The sequence below is a fragment of the Bacillus cereus group sp. BfR-BA-01355 genome, from assembly GCF_022663675.1.
Classification (GTDB): Bacteria; Bacillota; Bacilli; order Bacillales; family Bacillaceae_G; genus Bacillus_A; species Bacillus_A thuringiensis_S.
Genome location: NZ_JAKUFY010000111.1, coordinates 1 through 17,938, shown reverse-complemented (window position 1 = coordinate 17,938; position 17,938 = coordinate 1). Strand labels below are relative to the sequence as shown.

Genomic DNA, 17,938 nt, shown 5'->3' with positions numbered 1-17,938 from the left:
TCTTTTTGCGGCTTTACTTGCATCTCCTTCTGCGGTTTTACTTGCACTTCTTTTTGTGTTTGTTGCATAGCTGGCTGCTGTGTAATTGGTGCTGATTGATACGTAACTTCTTCTTCATCTTCTATTCCAAGCGGAGTTGGTGTTGCTGCAAATTCTTTTTGCTGCACTTCTTTTACGTATTGCTTTGGAGGCGCTGAGCCTGCTCCAGCCTGTTGTTTCATATGAACACTCTTTGATGGCACTTTAATTTTCATACCTGGCATGATTAGATCAGGATTACTAAGTTGTGTATTTGTTTGTTTCAGCGTATCAAAATCCACTCCGTACTTTTTCGCAATTTTCCAAAGGGTATCCCCTTTTTGCACGATATGAATTTTCAAATTTTCCCCCTCCTGTATAACTTATCTATAAGTAACAAATCTCATGAAGTAACTCTTTCTAAATAACGTTAACTTCTTTTCACTTTCATCACTTCTTCGATTTTCAATATCATTTGAAGTGGAATAAGCATAAAAAAATCGCAATGATTTCTTCACAACAATGTATGCCCATTTCGTTCTCGTTATGATTATGTGCATGAAAAAAAGCAACGGGAATACCGTTGCTTTACACACGCTCTAACATACGATTTAATGCAAGAACCGCTTCTGCGGTTACTTGTTTATCTACACTAATAACGTTAATTTCTTCTCCTCTTTCTATCGTTTCAAGTGCCCATAATAAGTGAGGCAGATCAATTCGGTTCATCGTTAAACATGGACACATAAATGGATTAAGTGAAACAATTTCTTTATCTGGATGTTGCTGAATAATTCGGTTCACTAAATTCATTTCTGTACCAATCGCCCATTTGCTACCAGATGGCGCTGATTCAATCATATCAATAATATATTTCGTTGACCCTGCATAATCTGAAGCAGCTACAACTTCATAGCAACATTCTGGATGTACAATAATATTCATATCCGGATGATTTTTTCGTACATTCTCTATGTTTTTCACTGTAAAGTTTTGATGAACTGAACAATGACCTTTCCATAAAATCACTTGAATTTCTTCTATATCTCCATCGTACTCTAAAGAATCAGTATGCGGATCCCATACTGCCATTTTATCTAACGGGATACCTAAGTCGTACGCTGTATTTCTTCCTAAATGTTGATCCGGTAAAAAGACGAGACGTTCTTTTTGAGTAAACGCCCAAGATACCATTTGCTTTGCATTAGAAGAAGTTACTGTTGCTCCTCCGTTACGACCACAAAACGCTTTAATTGCAGCTGTAGAGTTCACATACGTTAACGGAATCATCGTATCTCCAAATAATTTCGTGAGCTCTTTCCACGCTCTTTCTGTTTGTTCAATATCTGCCATATCTGCCATCGAACATCCTGCACGCATATCTGGCAAAATAACGATTTGATCATCTGTCGTTAACATATCTGCTGTTTCCGCCATAAAGTGCACCCCGCAAAACACAATATACTTTGCGTCTTTATTGCTCGCTGCAACTTGCGCAAGCTGAAGTGAATCCCCTGCTGCATCTGAAAATTGTACCACTTCATCTTTTTGGTAATGATGTCCTGGAATGAATAACATTTTCCCCATTTTTTCTTTAATTTCATGAACACGCTTTTCCATATCTTCTTTTGACATCTTGTGATAACGCTCCGGTAACATCGTTTCAATTGGTTGCACTTTTTCTAAAATACTCATATTCCTTTCTCCCCCTCTAAGCGACTTTCCTTACCCTTCAATATTGAAACTAATATCAAGTGCTTTCACTGAATGTGTTAACGCTCCAAGTGAAATATAATCTACCCCTGTTTTTCCGTATTTCGATAAATCTTCAATTGTAATGCCTCCTGATGCTTCCGTAACGATGGCACTTGGTACAATCTTTGAAAACTCTCTAATCTCATCTGGCGTACGGTTATCAAACATAATAATATCCGCACCAGCCGCTACAGCCTCTCTCACTTGCTCCTCCGTTTCTGTTTCCACTTCTACTTTCACCATATGTCCTAATTTTTCTTTCAGCGATGTAACAGCTTTCGTAATAGAACCCGCAAAGGCAATATGATTGTCTTTGATCATGACACCATCATATAAACCGAAACGGTGATTAAATCCTCCTCCGCACACGACTGCATACTTATCAAACATACGTAGCCCCGGCATTGTTTTTCGCGTATCACAAATACGTGTATGGCTGCTATCTAAAGCAAGAACCGCTTTACGCGTCATCGTCGCTATTCCGCTCATACGCTGGATAACATTTAATATAACGCGCTCTGCTGTTAATAACGATGCAATTGGACCTTGCACAGTTGCAATGATTTCGCCTTTTTCTACAAGATCCCCATCTTTTTTATGAAGCTCTACTTCAATTCTCTCATCAATTAATTTAAATCCCGATTCAATTACTAAACGTCCTGCAAAGACCCCTGTATCCTTCGAAAGAAACGTTCCTTTTGAAAGCAAGTTATCTGGAAAAATAAGCTGAGATGTTACATCTCTTTCTCCTATATCTTCTAAAAAAAATCGATTTAATGCTTCTTTCACTTTTATCGTGTTCATAAAGCCCCTCTTCCCCTCATCACACAAGTTGTAGTTTTCTCTTTACTCGAACAATCTCTTTCTTTCCTACATTTCTATCTGGATAATCACTCCGGTAATGCCCACCAATACTTTCTTCTCTTTGCAGAGCTGACACAACTATAAGCTCACAAACCGTTAACATATTAATAAGTGTTATCTCTTCATTCGTAAGAACATCATGTTGTAATATCATATTTCGAACACCGTACTTACTAAGCCATCTCTTCGCATAAGATAAACTTTGCTCTGTTCGCACAATCCCAACATATTTCATCATGCATTTTTGTATTTCTTCTTTCGTCGGTAAATGATTCAGAACGATAAACTTCGCTTCCTTTTCGGCTAGCATGCTCACCTTTTCTTTTGTCTCTCTAGATAAAATGTGTCGTCCGATTCTTTTTCCAAACACAAGACCTTCTAATAATGAATTACTCGCTAATCTATTTGCACCATGAACCCCATTACAAGCTACTTCACCGACTGCGTATAGGTTCGGAATAGACGTCTCTCCATCACAGTTCGTTTTCACGCCGCCCATGTGAAAATGAGTACCGGGCACGACTGGAATAAGTTTTTTATTTATATCGACTCCATTTGTTTTACATATCGATGACACGGTCGGAAAGCGTTGTTCAAAGTTTTGAATCATTTCGATGTTTAAGTACACTTTTTCACCCGCAAGTAGCTGTTCATGAATAGCCCTTGCGACTACATCACGAGGCGCTAGATCCTGTTCGGAATGTATATCCATCATAAAACGCTGCCCTTTTCCATTTATAAGAACAGCTCCTTCTCCGCGAACAGCTTCAGACACGAGGCCGGAACAACGCCCACCCGCGTATAACATCGTCGGATGAAATTGTATAAACTCTAAATCTACAAGCTCTCCGCCTGCACGGTACACCATTGCAAGACCATCGCCTGTAATTGTCTCATCATTAGAAGTAAAGGCGTATAAACCGCCAATACCGCCTGAAGCTAACACCGTATAATCTGCATTGTAACGTTTCAGTTCTCCTTTATTGTTACGAGTTAAAGCCCCAACACATTTATCTTTTTCTATAATAAAATCGAGCACCATTTCCTGTTCCACTACCGTAACGTATGGAGCTACTTCTTGAATAAGATGCTCTAATAAATTCTTTCCTGTTGCATCGCCACCTGCATGTAAAATACGACGTTTTCGATGCGCTCCTTCTTTTCCAAGATGAGGACCTGTTTCATCTCCATCAAATTTCATTCCTCTTTCAATAAGGTTATTAATTTCTTTCGGCCCTTCCTCAACTAAATAACGGACCACTTCTTCATTATTATAATGACACCCTGCTACTAACGTATCTTCAAAATGATCATTAGGATTGTCATATGTAGCTACCGCTGCGGCAATTCCACCTTGAGCTAAATGTGTATTATTATTACGTTTCGTCTCCTTTGTGATAATAATCACATTCTTTTCGTGACAAATCTCTTTTGCAACACGAAGTGCCGCAACGCCACTTCCAATAATTAAGACATCTGCACTTGGCATAATTGTTGCCTCCTACTTTACACTTTTCAACTGTCTTGACACCTATATTTACATAGTTTTAAAATAATGACAAGAGTTTTTTTATAATTCTTATTTTCACTACCATTTAAAAAGTAAAAGAAATGTAACTCTTACTAGAGAGAGGAACTTACATGATGATATATCTTGACTATGCAGCTACTACACCTATGAGCGAGGAAGCGTTACAAACATATATGAAAGCAGCTTCTCAATACTTCGGAAATGAACAAAGTTTACATGACATTGGAGGAACGGCTTCTTCTTTATTACAAGTTTGCCGAAAAACATTCGCGGAAATGATTGGTGGAAAAGAACAAGGAGTATTCTTCACAAGCGGTGGCTCAGAATCAAACTATCTTGCGATCCAATCACTTCTAAATGCCCGAAATAAGAAGCATATTATTACGACACCTATGGAACATGCATCCATTCGAAGTTATTTTCAATCTCTAAAATCAAAAGGCTATACGATCACTGAAATTCCTGTTGATAAAAGCGGACTCATTTGTTTAGTAGATTTAGAGGCATCTATTACAGAAGATACTGTGCTAGCAAGTATACAGCATGGAAACTCTGAAATCGGAACCGTTCAAAACATTACAGAAATCGGGGCAATTTTGAAAAAATATAATGTTTTATTTCATACGGATTGTGTGCAAACGTTTGGTAAACTGCCTATCCATGTTTTTGAGATGGGGATTGATAGTCTTTCTGTTTCAGCACATAAAATATACGGACCAAAAGGTGTCGGCGCTTGCTACATAAATCCGCAATCTCGCTGGGAACAAGTATTTCCAGGAACTTCTCACGAAAAAGGATTTCGCCCAGGTACAGTTAACGTTCCCGGCATCGCATCTTTTTTAACAGCTGCTGAAAATATATTAAAAACTCAATGGGAAGAAAGTTTACGTTTTAAAGAGTTACGATCCTACTTTTTAGAGCAAATACAAACACTTCCGCTAGAAATTGAAGTAGAAGGTCATTCTACTTCTTGTTTACCACATATTGTTGGGGTTACAATAAAAGGAATAGAAGGTCAATATACTATGCTAGAATGTAATCGTCATGGTATTGCCATTTCCACCGGAAGTGCTTGCCAAGTCGGTAAACAAGAACCTTCGAAAACCATGCTTGCAATTGGAAAAACGTATGAAGAGGCCAAACAATATGTCCGCTTCTCTTTCGGACAACAAACAACGAAAGATCAAATTGATACTACTATTCATGCACTACACACAATTGGAAATCAATTTTATAGAGGTGTTAAATCATAATGAAACAAAATGAACAAAAAAAGATTTTAGGTGAAGAAAGACGACAGCTTATCCTCCAGTGGCTTCTCGCTGCAAATGAGCCGTTATCTGGAAATGAACTATCGAAGAAGACAAACGTAAGTAGGCAAGTTATCGTGCAAGATATTTCCTTACTTAAAGCACGAAACGAACCAATTATTGCGACTGCTCAAGGCTATTTATATTTAAAGCCACAAGAGAAACAACAAGCTTTTGAACGCGTAATCGTATGCCAGCACAAACCAGCAGAAGTACGTCAAGAACTTACAATGCTTGTTGATCACGGTGTTACGATTAAAGACGTAAAAGTTGAGCATCCTGTATACGGCGATTTAACAGCATCTATTATGGTAAGTAATCGCTTTGATGTAGAACAATATTTACAAAAAATAGAAAACACAAATGCTTCTTACCTTTCGCAACTAACAGATGGTATTCACTTACATACAATTGAGGCCGATTCTAAAGAAAAGTTAGATGCTGCTTGCAAGGCACTGGATAAAGCAGGATTTCTCGTTTATTAATGTAAAGCACAGAGTTTTTATAATTCTCTGTGCTTTTTTAATGCTATAATATTGTAATCAATCGTAAAGGAGATCACTTATGGGAATTAAACTCGTTCACTTTAGCATTGGCAAACCGAAACAAATGAAATATAGCGAAGATAAAGAAATGATTACTGGTATATGTAAGGAACTTACAGAAGAAGCTTTCCTCTCAAAAGATGGATTCCTCGGCGATGACGTAGCAGATTTAAAACATCATGGCGGTCCTGATCGAGCTGTTTGTGTATACCCACACGAGCATTACGCACTATGGGAAGAGGAATTTCAAACTACGCTTCCAGCTTCCACATTTGGCGAAAACATTACCGTAACAAATATGTTAGAGCGTGATGTTTGCATCGGAGATACATATCAACTAGGTGAAGCAATCATTCAAGTGACACAAGCAAGAGTACCTTGTAGCACTATTTCAAAACGCCTCGGTATTCCTGGCATTTTGCCGCGCATTGTAGCAACTGGATTTACTGGCTACCTATGCCGTGTTCTTCAAGAAGGTACTGTACGTAAAGATTCTAAAATTACATTACTAGAACGTCAACCGAGCAATATTTCTGTGTTGTTCTCTAACGAAATCTATTTTCATAATAGAAAAGATAAAGATGGCATAGAAAAAATTCTTGCTGTTCCAGAACTAGCTGATATTTGGCGTGGTCAGTTAGAAGAGCGTCTTGTGAAGTTAAAATAAAGAATCCCACCAGGTAAAACAGTATTGAGTTCTGATATGCTCCCCATTAGGTAGACAGATAAAAAATAAAAATCTGTTTATCTAATGGGGGTATTTTTATTTTCTCTTCCTTCACGTCCAAACATATAAAAATATATTTCATATTATATATGGACAACCTTTAACCCTTATATATGAAGGGAGTGATTAGTTATGGCAGATTACTTCTTAAAAAATGGAAAAAAATATTATAAGAAAAATGATCATCCATGTAATTCTTCAAATTCAGATTCAACTAACTGTTTTATACAGAACTATACTATTTTCGGTACGGAAGATACCCCTCAAGATCTTGATATAACAACTGGAATTCCTCGAACTGTATTTGAAAACTTCACTAAAAATCATAATAAGACACTTATTAAATTTAGTTTCAGTCCTGCATTTGCAACAACGATTAGATTAACAATTGCAAGATTAAACCATCGCTCTCCACTTACATTTACCTTAACACCAGGAGATATTAAAACATTTTTAGTAGAAGATGTTTTGAGTATTACTTTCTCAGATACTGTAGCTCCATCTACACTTAATCTATTAATACAACAAACGAATTGTATTTGCTGCAGTAATTCGAACAATGATGAATCCTATTATTATAATAGTTGTAATGATGCGTACTAAAAACACGACAAAAGAGTGACCTATTCCTAACAGAAAGCCGTCCTAAAATATCTTTTAGGACGGCTTCTTTATTTTGCTAGCTTAATTACATCACTTACTCCAATAGAATCGATAGCTTACTCTGCCTCAAACCGATAAACAACTTTTCATTTCAAACAAGTTTAACAACAGCTCCCTTTACAACCAATAAGAAGAATAACTCCCCAGCACAGTAACAGAAAAACCGAGTGCTTCAAGTTCCATCGTTACGCCTGGCAATAATACGTCATCATACGCTTTATCGACATCGATTAAGAAAAAGTAATTTCCAAGACCTGTTTTCATCGGACGCGATTCGATTTTTGATAAGTTTAATTTTCTCCATGCGAAAGCTGATAACACTTGATATAGGGCACCTGCATAATCTGCAGGTAACGTTATCATAAGCGTCGTTTTCTCTCCGCGGTTCTCTCCGTTATTCGGGAGTACTGCTTTCTTTTTCTTATGGAGTACTAGGAAACGTGTGTGATTATTTTTATGCGTATGAATGCTACGCCTCACAATTGTTAATCCATATTTTTCTGCAGCTGCTTCATTTGCAATAGCGGCAATTTTCTCTTCAGGATGTTCTTTCACATATTGCGCAGCGGCACTTGTGGATGTCATATCTCGAACAGTTACTCCTTTTAATTCTTCATTTAAAAATTTATGGCACTGTGCAATGGCATGCGGATGAGAATGCACCGCATATACTTCATCCCACACTTCTGCATACTGCGGATGTACAAGTAAATGCTGCTGAATTGGTACTGTAATTTCTCCTACAATGGAAAGCGGCTGCTCATGTACAAGGTAATCAACCGTTATATTCACTGAACCTTCTATTGCATTTTCTAACGGTACAACTGCGAAGTCTACATTTTCATTTGCAGCTGCATCTATACAATCTGGAATCGTTCGATACGGTACATGCTCTGCTTCCGGAAAAAAACGACTCACCGCCATATTTGTAAATGTTGCTTCTGGTCCTAAATATCCTACTCGAATCATCGTCTTTTCCCCTCTTTTTCGTTTTCTTACTGTTATACCATACTTTTTTATATTCTTCTATGCAAATTTCGAATATTAAAAAAAGACTAGCTTTCGCTAGTCTAAATGTTTCTTATATTCTCTTTGAGCGAAGAAGAAATAAATGATACATGCTGCGATATAAAACAGAATGAACAAACCTACTTTTCTTAATGATCCATCCATAAAAAGCGTATTATGAAACGTATATAACGCAACTGCACTATGCATACTCCCTACTATAATTGGCGCAAAAAATAGCATACATAATTGCCAACGAGAAATTTTCCATACTTCTTCCTTCGTCATTCCAAGTTTAGAGAGTGCACCATACTGCTTTCGGTCCGATGCAATATTATGGAACCATTTAAAATACACGATACTACATGAAGTAAGAAAAAATAATATACTAATAAATGAGCCTACAAATAGAGTAATATCGCCGCCTTCTTTCATATTTACATATAACTCCATATTGCTTCGAAATGCATTATTATCTTGTTTCATATGTTTCCGTAAATCTTCATTTAATTTCTTCGTCTTTTCGATATTTGGTAATGTGTAGCCTCTATATATCATTTTTTCAGAATCAGGAACCTGATTTGCTATACTGTCAAAATCTTCATCATTCATAACGAAGAACAGACCATTAATGTACGAGGGATGATGGTTAAATTGAACACCTTCTTTCTGACCGTTAAATACGAATTGATATGGTTGATTCATTACTTGCAATTGAATCTCTTTTTGATTATATACATTCGAATTATTGTATTTATTATAATAAACGAGTGTCACTGTACCTTTTTTAGGACGATACGTTTTCTGTTTTTGTTTCCTCGCTTCTTGGTTATATTCACTTTCTTTTATAAGCGGCGCTATTGTTGTTTCTCCCTTATTAGACTGAAAGGATGCATACACTCCAATAAAACTCATATATTGAAAATCATCATACTCATATTGATGCAGTAATTTTTCAACCGCACCTTCTTCAAAGACTTCATGAGTAGAAATACCTTTTTCTATGTACGAAAACGAGTGTATCCCTCCAGTTCGCCACATATCTTGCATGCTAGAAAAATATAAGAACACCGTACCTGTTGCTGTAACTACAAACGTCGTTGCCATAGACATCAGAAAGAAAAAGCGACCATTTTCCTTCATTCGATGTGACAATTGATTCACTATAAATAAATACGGATATGTATACATAATCTTTTTATTTCGCTTTATCATTTCTAACACTTGGGTAGCACCATGCGCGAAAGAAAAGTACGTTCCAAAAAAGACAAGTATAGACACAGGGAAAAAGTATATCGCTATCGTAGCCATCGTCACTTGTAGCGCCAACGCATACCCGCCCACTAAACAAGCAAAACCGAATAAACAGAGCCACTTTGATGTTTTCTTCTCTTTTTTATCTGTTCGAAATTCTTTCAATAACCGAATGATTTTTATATTCCATATACGTAAAGCACTTATAAAAGATAATAGAATAAAAACGACTATATATGTAATAAATGTTACACCAATCGCCCTTACGTCAAATATAACAGGTAGTTCTTTCGGAAGCCCCAGTAACATACTAAATACCATAAAAAAGAGTTTTAAAAATATCATACCAAGCCCAATACCGAAAATATTCGCGAAGACCCCGATTAAAATTTGCTCGGTCATAATCACTCCTATTACGTTAGACTTCGTTGCTCCCATTAACATATATAACCCTAATTCTTTCTTACGTGCTTCTATGAAAATAGAAGTAGAGTACAAAATAAATATGACGAAAAAAGAAATGATTATAACATTACATATGATAAGTCCCCAGCGTACGTTTTGATACCACATCGTCTCTTGCATATATGGATGCACAATGACAGACATATATGCGTAAGAAGCAAATATTGCAAAACAACTACTTAAGAAAAACACTTTATAATTACGCCAATTTCCTTTTATATTTTGCAGCGCTAGTTGCCGAATGTTCATCTATCGTCCTCCTGTAACTTACTACATAGGCAAAAAGCTAGAGATTCCCCTAGCTTTTTACGTGTTTTAAATATCCTCTTTGCGCGATCATAAAGTAAATGGCAGAAGCTAAAATGTATGCTCCAATTACAAGCGCACCTGATTTCCACAAATCAATATAAAGCATTTTCCCTAACGTATGAAGAGCAACTCCACTATGAATGGAACCGATTAAAATTGGGATAAAGAAGATAACTCCCATTTGTCGAATCGCAATTTTGCGAATTTCTTTATCTGTCATACCGATTCTCTTTAACGATTTAAATTGAATACGATCTTGTTCTTTATCGTTAAACCATTTAAAGTATGTCATACTACAAGCGAAGAAGAAGAACAGTACTGCTACGAAGAAACCGATGAACATTGTAATTGCTCCACCTTCTCTTATATCCTTATACGCAAACATTGAATTTCTCAATTCTCCTTGCTTTTCTGGTGCAATTTCATTTTTCAAATCTAATACAAGATCTTCTGTACTTTTCCAATCCTCAATATAATAACCGTAATATTTCGTCTTTTCTTCATCTGGTACGAGTTTTGCATATTTCTCAAAATCTTGATCATTTACAACGAGATATTCACTATCATTAAAAACAGAATACTGCGTTGGGGCATTTAATTGAACAGACTGCTTTTGTCCGTTAATTGTAAATTCATACGGTTTCGTACGATCTATCTTCATCAGTTCATTTGACATATCAACCATAACCATCGTTGCACTACCCATTGCATTATGAATTTCTGAAGGTTGCTCTCTCTTTTGTTTACGCACTTCCGCATTATATTCTTTTTCTGAAATAATCGTCATCGGTACTTCATGTTCACTATTAAACAACGTTATTTTCTGTGTTGCTGGTAGTTTTATGTATGTTACTTTTCGCGCATCTTCAAACCCGTGTCTCTTCACAAGCTCCTGTACCTTTTCTTCATTAATAAGGCTATATGTATTTAACCCCTTTTCCTCATATGAGATAGCATGTGGTGTAAGTTCTACAGTTTTCGCACTCAAATTTTCAAAATATACGTAAAGCGTGCCAACTGCCGAGGATACAATCGCCGTAATAATAGAAATTACAAATAGAAAACGAGCATTATCTTTCATTTTATAAATAAGGTTGCTAAGAACAAACATATTTGGATACGTATAGAAAGATTGCTTTCTTTTTTGTAATGCTTTTAATACAACTGTACTACCTTGTGTAAATAGTAAATACGTTCCGCCAATTGTCAGTCCTACCACCGGTAAAAAGAGGATGATGAAATTCAGAAACGTTACTTGGAAGCTAAGTACATATGCAGCAATAATACATCCTATACCAACTACACTTAACCATGTAAATGCAAACGGCTCTACTTTTTGTTTTCTTGCTTCTTTTAATAAATCAATAATTTGCAAGCGTCCTACTGTCCAAACACTAAATAATGATAGGATTAAAAATAGAATAAAGTATACACCAGCTGTAATAAGAACTGCTTTACTATTCCAAACGAGTGGAAGTGTCTTATCTATTTTCAATAATACGCTTAACGCTTGGAAAAATAATTTTGAACAAAGCATTCCAACCCCAATACCAACTACAATTGCAATACCACCTAACATCAGTTGTTCTAATATAATCATTCGGCCGAGCTGCGATTTCGTTCCGCCTATTAATGTTAGTAGACCAAACTCTTTTTTTCTTGCTCGTAAAAACGTTGAATTTGCATATAAAATAAAGAGTGCCGAGAAGATGACCACAATATAATTCATCGATTCTAATCCTTTTGTAATCATCTTTCTCATACTAATATTACCGCTTACGACATCTGGATGATAAATAAAAGAAGCATACATGAAAAATACGACAATCGATAAACAACTACTTATAAGAAACGCTTTATAGTTACGCCAATTCCCTTTTACGTTATTAAGCGCGAGCTGGCGAAAGTTCATGATATTCTCCTCCTAGCATCGCAAGTACGTCCAGAATTTCTTGGAAAAAGGCTTGTTTCGTTCTTCCTTTATGTATTTCTGAGAAAATTTCTCCGTCGCGAATGAATAGAATACGTTCGCAATAACTCGCTGCTACTGGATCATGCGTTACCATTGCAATTGTCACTTTCTTTTGTTCATGTAAGTCTTGCAACGCGCTCATTAATGATTTTGCTGACTTCGAATCTAAGTTTCCAGTCGGCTCATCTGCTAAAATTAACGTAGGCTCATGAATAATCGCTCTCGCAGCTGCTGCACGTTGCTGTTGTCCGCCTGATACTTCGTATACTTTTTTATTTAAAATTTCTTCGATGTTTAAAAACTTCGCAATTTCCAGTACTTTCGCATCGATTTCATTTACAGATTTCTTCGCCATTACAAGTGGTAAAATGATGTTTTCTTTAATGGATAACGTATCAAGTAAGTTAAAATCTTGGAAGATGAATCCTAAATGTGTACGGCGAAACTCCGCTAATTTGGCAGCACGCATTTGATTAATTTCTTCACCATTTACAAGTACATGACCTGAAGTTTGCTTATCAATTGTTGCTAATAAATTTAAAAGCGTCGTTTTCCCGCTTCCTGAAGGACCCATAATCCCTACAAATTCGCCTTCTTCTATTTTAAAATTTATATCGTTTAAAGCAGTCGTCGCTACTGAACCTTTTGATTGGTACACCTTCGTTAATCCTTTTACTTCAAGAACACTCATTTCTAATCCCCCTATGTGTTTTCTTCTTACATTTACTATAAGAAAAATAAGAAAAAGAAACGAGTGATTTCCCTTACAAAACGTTTTGTTATCTTACAGTTTTGTCATTTTTCTCATCAATGTATGATATTCTTCATCTTTTGCAAATTGGAACGTGAATGTTGTCCCTTCTCCTTCAGCCGATTGAACATACATTCCATGATGTAAATTATCGCAAATTTCCTTCGTAATATATAAGCCCATCCCAGTCGCTTCTCTCGTTTTACGTCCATTTATTCCCGTAAAGAATGGGTCAAATATGCGCTTTACGTCTTGCTCTGGAATACCAATTCCATTGTCCTTAATATGTAATAACACCTTTTGATTTTTCTCTTCAATTTGAAATTGAATTTCTTTTTTCTCTACCGCTGAAATTTTGGTATACTTGATTGCGTTTACAACAATTTGACCTATAGCAATGCTCAGCCATTTTCTATCAGATGCAACCATACAAGTATCTTCTTCAAACATCACTTTCGGGAATACAGACGATTGAATGAAGGATTTTCGGTTTTCATTAATAATACCTCGCACGATATCTATAACATTTACTACTTCTACCTTATAATCTTTCGCAAACTGCTCTAGTCTTGCCATATGTAACGCTAAATCTAACCCATTTAGTATACGGTTATTTTCTTCACGGATACTTTCAACTGTTACTCTTGCCTCACGATGCTCTTTGCCAAACTTCTGCAACAATAATTCAATAACAGATACTGGTGTTTTCATTTGGTGAATCCATTGGTTCATAAATATCATTTGCTGTTGCTCTTTCGCATGCTGTTTATGAATTTCATTCATATATTGCTGTCTTAATAACGTAAAAGATTCAACGACCATTTCTTGCTCTGATGTATAAGATTCATCAATAAGTAAAGAGTCATGTAATGTATTTCCGCCAGTAACGTACTTTTCGATCCTCTTTAAAAACACACTCCGTTTTCGATAATCGTAAATGAGGTATACAGTAAACACAACTGTTCCTAATAAAAGTCCATATAACCACGTACTCCAATCAATGGATTTCTTTTCTAAAAGACTTTGCAACTGCAAAACGAGCCCAAATAAACAAAGGCTAACAATATAAGAAAGAATTAAAGGAAAGCGATCCACGAGGTAATTTTTAACCTTCATGCCCTTCGCCCCACTCCGTAAGAAGCGCATAACCATATCCACGTTTCGTTACAATTGCATTTTTAATGCCTAGCTCTTCTAGTTTCTTCCTTACACGTTTTACATTTACGGTTAATGTATTATCATCCACAAATGCTACTTCATCCCATAGAGCTTCTAACAGTTCTTCACGCGTTACATATTGATTCACCTGTTTCATTAAACACTCTAATAAGTAAAACTCATTTTTTGTCAGTTCAGTTTGTTGTCCCTGCCACTCAACGATATGCTGGGACGGGAATAACAACAGTCCATTTACACCTAAACAATCACTTTCAGCAGCAGAGGCATACTCTCCATAGCCACGGCGAAGCGCACTCTTCACCTTTGCCATTACGATATCTAAATGGAATGGCTTCGTAATATAATCATCGCCGCCATTTTCAATCGCCATCACTTGATCCATTTCCCCTGTTCTTGCAGAAACAAAAATAATCGGCGCATTCGATACAGTACGAATTTGACGACACCAATAAAAACCGTCAAAGTACGGTAAGTTAATATCAAGTAACACAAGATGAGGATTTATTTTTACAAACTCATCTTTTATATGACGTAAATCACTTGCTCTAAATGATTGATAGCCATACCTTTCTAAATGCTCCTCTAATATTCCCGCAATTTTCTCATCATCTTCTACAATTAATATTTTATACATGTTCTTTTTCTCCCCATAAAAGAATTCTTCTACATTTACTCCTTTTTCCATTATAAATTGAAAATTTAATTAGTGGGGATTTTTCCCTATAATAATCTAACTATTGCAATATAAAGTGATACTTTAATCAGTGGAGGTTCTACGGGCAAATAGTGGGATAAAAAAAAGACTGCCATATTTCGGCAGTCTTAATCGATAAATTCAAATTCATATTCAAGAATTTTTACAATATCTCCGTCTTTTGCACCACGTGCACGAAGCGCTTCATCAATACCCATTCCGCGCATTTGGCGAGCGAAACGACGTATAGATTCATCACGTGAGAAGTCTGTCATTTTGAATGTCTTCTCGATATCGTAACCAGAAATAACAAATGTGCCGTCACTTTCACGTGTAATTTCAAATTTAAGACTTTCAGCATCAAATTTATACATTACACTTGCTTCAGACTCTTCGACAACATCATACATTGGGAATTCTGGTGTTGTTTCTAATAAGTTCGCTACTTCAAATAGTAAATCACGAACACCTTGTTTCGTTACAGCTGAAATTGGGAAGATTTTTACTTCGTCTCCCACTTTCTCTTTAAATGCTTGTAAGTTCTCTTCTGCATCTGGCATATCCATTTTGTTTGCTACAACAACTTGCGGACGCTCTGTTAAACGCATATTGTATTCTTTTAATTCATTATTAATTGTAACATAATCTTCATATGGCTCACGGCCTTCTAAACCAGACATATCAATAACATGTACAATTACACGTGTACGCTCGATATGACGTAAGAATTGGTGTCCAAGTCCAACGCCAGCATGTGCGCCTTCAATTAGTCCAGGAAGGTCAGCCATCACGAAGCTGCGGTTATCACCAGTTTCAACAACACCAAGATTCGGAACGATTGTTGTAAAGTGATACTCTGCAATTTTCGGACGTGCTGATGATACAACAGATAATAATGTAGATTTACCTACACTTGGGAATCCAACAAGTCCAACATCTGCTAGTACTTTAAGTTCTAGAATGACATCACGTTCTTGACCTGGTTCTCCGTTCTCAGCGATTTCTGGTGCTGGGTTCGTAGCTGTTGCGAAACGTGAGTTACCACGGCCACCACGGCCACCTCTTGCGATTACAGCAGTTTGTTCATGCGTTACTAAATCGGCAAGAATTTGACCAGTTTTTTCATCTTTTACTATTGTTCCTGGTGGAACCTTTACGATTAAATCTTCAGATTTACGTCCGTGCTGACCTTTACTCATTCCGTGCTGACCGCGATCAGCTTTGAAATGACGTTGGTAGCGGAAGTCCATTAATGTACGTAAGCCTTCCTCAACTACGAAAACAACATCTGCACCTTTACCGCCGTCGCCACCTGCTGGGCCACCTTTAGGAACATACTTCTCACGACGATACGCAACCATACCGTTACCACCGTCGCCGCCTTTTACATATATCTTGACCTGATCTACAAACATTATTTCACCACACTTTTTCAATTGGTTGTAATATAACTGAGACTTCTTCGTCTCGCACTGTATAAGAAATGGAATACCATTTATTGTTTTGGGTCGCAAGCCAATTCTGTAGTTCTTCTACACTCGTTAGCTTACCACGAAAATCAAAAAAGAAACGAGCATTATCCGCGTCACATTCAATTGTGATACAAACATAATTTTCAACATATACGTCTAAACTATGCTGAAGCATCGAGAAAAATTGATTCGTCCATGTACATACAGTCTCATCTAAGTGAGATAAGTTATGTAATTTCCCTAATACTTCGTACTCCAATAAGCACGGCTGCTGTTTCCAATTATATGTTAAAATCCACTCTGAAAATAAAGGCATTGATAGCCCCATCAGATTGGATTCTTGTCTCGCTTCTTGGACAAAACGATCGATGAGACTATGAATTTCTTCCACTTTTCCAAGGGAAAGGTTTCCTTTCACCATCTGCATACGATTGAGCCAATCATGTCTTGAATGGCGCAATGCATCTATAATTGTCCATTTTTCATTCATTTAGATACCCCTTAATATAGAAAAACTCTAACCTGCACTCAGGTTAGAGTTTTCCGTGAGTTCTTATGCTTCTTGAGCAACAGGATATACGCTCACTTGTTTGCGGTCACGGCCAAGACGCTCAAAGCGTACTACGCCGTCAACTTTCGCGTATAAAGTGTCATCGCCACCACGACCAACGTTAACACCTGGATAAATTTTTGTACCGCGTTGACGGTAAAGAATTGAACCACCTGAAACCGTTTGACCATCTGCGCGTTTAGCACCAAGACGTTTTGACTGAGAGTCACGACCGTTCTTTGTACTACCTACACCTTTCTTAGATGCGAAAAACTGAAGATCTAATCTTAACATACGTTACACCTCCTGCACTTTTTCTATTAAACGGATATACTTTCCGTAATCAAGTTCGATCGTCTTAAGCGAAACAACCAATCCTTCCAAAAGTATCTGTGCTTTTTCTACTGTATGAACGTCTAAATCATTAGGCAATTCATACGTTAAGAATCCGCCATCACTTCCGAGTTCAATAGTTGCCTGCACATTACAAAGTTCTTCCACTGCATTTATAGAACCAAACACAACCGCTGTAGTTCCAGCACAGACAAGGTCTTGTCCATGTGGCGCATAATCGGCATGTCCAGTCATTTTAAATGATTGGATACTTCCTAATTTCGTGCGACTTATCGTAATTTTAATCATGTTAACCTGGATTAAGCGTTGATAGCTTCAACAACTAGCTTAGTGTAAGGTTGACGATGACCTTGTTTCTTACGATTGTTCTTTTTCGCTTTGTATTTGAAAACGATAATTTTCTTAGCGCGACCTTGTTTTTCAACTTTCGCAGTAACTGTTGCACCTTCTACAACTGGGCTACCAACTTTAACGTTTTCGCCACCAACGAAAAGAACTTTGTCAAAAGTAACAGTTT

19 protein-coding genes are annotated in these 17,938 nt (G+C 36.8%); 4 read left to right on the top strand and 15 right to left on the bottom strand.

Going from position 1 to position 17,938, the window contains the following annotated elements:
* The 4 genes from safA to nadB form a co-directional block, all read right to left on the bottom strand.
* Nucleotides 1-380, bottom strand: a 380-nt coding sequence (safA, locus tag MR167_RS25690; RefSeq protein WP_242315845.1) for a SafA/ExsA family spore coat assembly protein, incomplete at its 3' end; no start/stop codon positions are given.
* A 226-nt stretch (nucleotides 381-606) separates the two neighbouring features.
* A complete protein-coding gene (gene nadA, locus MR167_RS25685; RefSeq protein ID WP_000025283.1) occupies nucleotides 607-1,713 on the bottom strand; it encodes a quinolinate synthase NadA in 1,107 nt (368 codons plus the stop codon).
* A 30-nt stretch (nucleotides 1,714-1,743) separates the two neighbouring features.
* Complete coding sequence (gene nadC / locus MR167_RS25680; RefSeq protein ID WP_001092241.1) at nucleotides 1,744-2,577, bottom strand: carboxylating nicotinate-nucleotide diphosphorylase; 834 nt, start codon at nucleotides 2,575-2,577, stop codon at nucleotides 1,744-1,746.
* Between the two features lie 19 nt (nucleotides 2,578-2,596).
* Entirely contained in the window at nucleotides 2,597-4,126 is a 1,530-nt protein-coding gene (gene nadB / locus MR167_RS25675; protein ID WP_001138541.1) for an L-aspartate oxidase, read from the bottom strand.
* Between the two features lie 152 nt (nucleotides 4,127-4,278).
* On the opposite strand from nadB, the gene MR167_RS25670 reads away from it, so the two are divergent.
* From MR167_RS25670 to MR167_RS25655, 4 genes are all read left to right on the top strand, one after another.
* Nucleotides 4,279-5,421: an IscS subfamily cysteine desulfurase gene (locus MR167_RS25670; protein ID WP_000973781.1), complete on the top strand. Its 1,143-nt coding sequence runs from the start codon at nucleotides 4,279-4,281 to the stop codon at nucleotides 5,419-5,421.
* Nucleotides 5,421-5,963, top strand: a complete 543-nt coding sequence (locus MR167_RS25665; RefSeq protein ID WP_000812273.1) for a transcription repressor NadR — start codon at nucleotides 5,421-5,423, stop codon at nucleotides 5,961-5,963. The genes MR167_RS25670 and MR167_RS25665 overlap by 1 nt, the downstream gene beginning before the upstream one ends.
* Before the next feature lie 79 nt (nucleotides 5,964-6,042).
* The gene (locus MR167_RS25660) at nucleotides 6,043-6,690 is read left to right on the top strand and encodes an MOSC domain-containing protein (protein WP_000511662.1); all 648 of its coding nucleotides are present in this window, start codon (nucleotides 6,043-6,045) and stop codon (nucleotides 6,688-6,690) included.
* A 192-nt stretch (nucleotides 6,691-6,882) separates the two neighbouring features.
* Nucleotides 6,883-7,353: a hypothetical protein gene (locus tag MR167_RS25655; RefSeq protein ID WP_000796367.1), complete on the top strand. Its 471-nt coding sequence runs from the start codon at nucleotides 6,883-6,885 to the stop codon at nucleotides 7,351-7,353.
* 177 nt (nucleotides 7,354-7,530) lie between these two features.
* Here the strand turns inward: MR167_RS25655 and pheA are convergent, their stop codons facing one another.
* The 11 genes from pheA to rplU all read right to left on the bottom strand — a co-directional run.
* A complete protein-coding gene (gene pheA / locus MR167_RS25650; RefSeq protein WP_000621701.1) occupies nucleotides 7,531-8,382 on the bottom strand; it encodes a prephenate dehydratase in 852 nt (283 codons plus the stop codon).
* Nucleotides 8,383-8,478: 96 nt separating this feature from the next.
* Nucleotides 8,479-10,389: an ABC transporter permease gene (locus MR167_RS25645; RefSeq protein WP_001026363.1), complete on the bottom strand. Its 1,911-nt coding sequence runs from the start codon at nucleotides 10,387-10,389 to the stop codon at nucleotides 8,479-8,481.
* A 49-nt stretch (nucleotides 10,390-10,438) separates the two neighbouring features.
* Nucleotides 10,439-12,361, bottom strand: coding sequence for an ABC transporter permease (locus MR167_RS25640; protein ID WP_242315843.1), 1,923 nt, complete (start codon nucleotides 12,359-12,361; stop codon nucleotides 10,439-10,441).
* Entirely contained in the window at nucleotides 12,336-13,112 is a 777-nt protein-coding gene (locus MR167_RS25635) for an ABC transporter ATP-binding protein (protein ID WP_000114530.1), read from the bottom strand. Before MR167_RS25635 ends, MR167_RS25640 begins: the two co-directional genes overlap by 26 nt.
* Nucleotides 13,113-13,205: 93 nt before the next feature.
* Nucleotides 13,206-14,288 (bottom strand): HAMP domain-containing histidine kinase, encoded by a 1,083-nt coding sequence (locus tag MR167_RS25630; protein ID WP_000865417.1) that lies wholly within the window; start codon nucleotides 14,286-14,288, stop codon nucleotides 13,206-13,208.
* Entirely contained in the window at nucleotides 14,278-14,985 is a 708-nt protein-coding gene (locus MR167_RS25625) for a response regulator transcription factor (protein ID WP_002082113.1), read from the bottom strand. The genes MR167_RS25630 and MR167_RS25625 overlap by 11 nt, the downstream gene beginning before the upstream one ends.
* Nucleotides 14,986-15,173: 188 nt before the next feature.
* Entirely contained in the window at nucleotides 15,174-16,460 is a 1,287-nt protein-coding gene (gene obgE / locus MR167_RS25620; RefSeq protein WP_000497121.1) for a GTPase ObgE, read from the bottom strand.
* Nucleotides 16,461-16,464: 4 nt separating this feature from the next.
* Nucleotides 16,465-17,007: a sporulation initiation phosphotransferase B gene (locus MR167_RS25615; RefSeq protein WP_001003585.1), complete on the bottom strand. Its 543-nt coding sequence runs from the start codon at nucleotides 17,005-17,007 to the stop codon at nucleotides 16,465-16,467.
* 63 nt (nucleotides 17,008-17,070) lie between these two features.
* Nucleotides 17,071-17,361 carry a 50S ribosomal protein L27 gene (rpmA, locus tag MR167_RS25610; RefSeq protein ID WP_000944957.1) on the bottom strand — a complete coding sequence of 97 codons (291 nt, stop codon included), beginning with the start codon at nucleotides 17,359-17,361 and terminating at the stop codon, nucleotides 17,071-17,073.
* Nucleotides 17,362-17,364: 3 nt separating this feature from the next.
* Nucleotides 17,365-17,709, bottom strand: coding sequence for a ribosomal-processing cysteine protease Prp (locus tag MR167_RS25605; protein ID WP_002082112.1), 345 nt, complete (start codon nucleotides 17,707-17,709; stop codon nucleotides 17,365-17,367).
* An 11-nt stretch (nucleotides 17,710-17,720) separates the two neighbouring features.
* The coding region (gene rplU, locus MR167_RS25600) for a 50S ribosomal protein L21 (protein WP_242315842.1) at nucleotides 17,721-17,938 on the bottom strand (218 nt) is incomplete at its 5' end.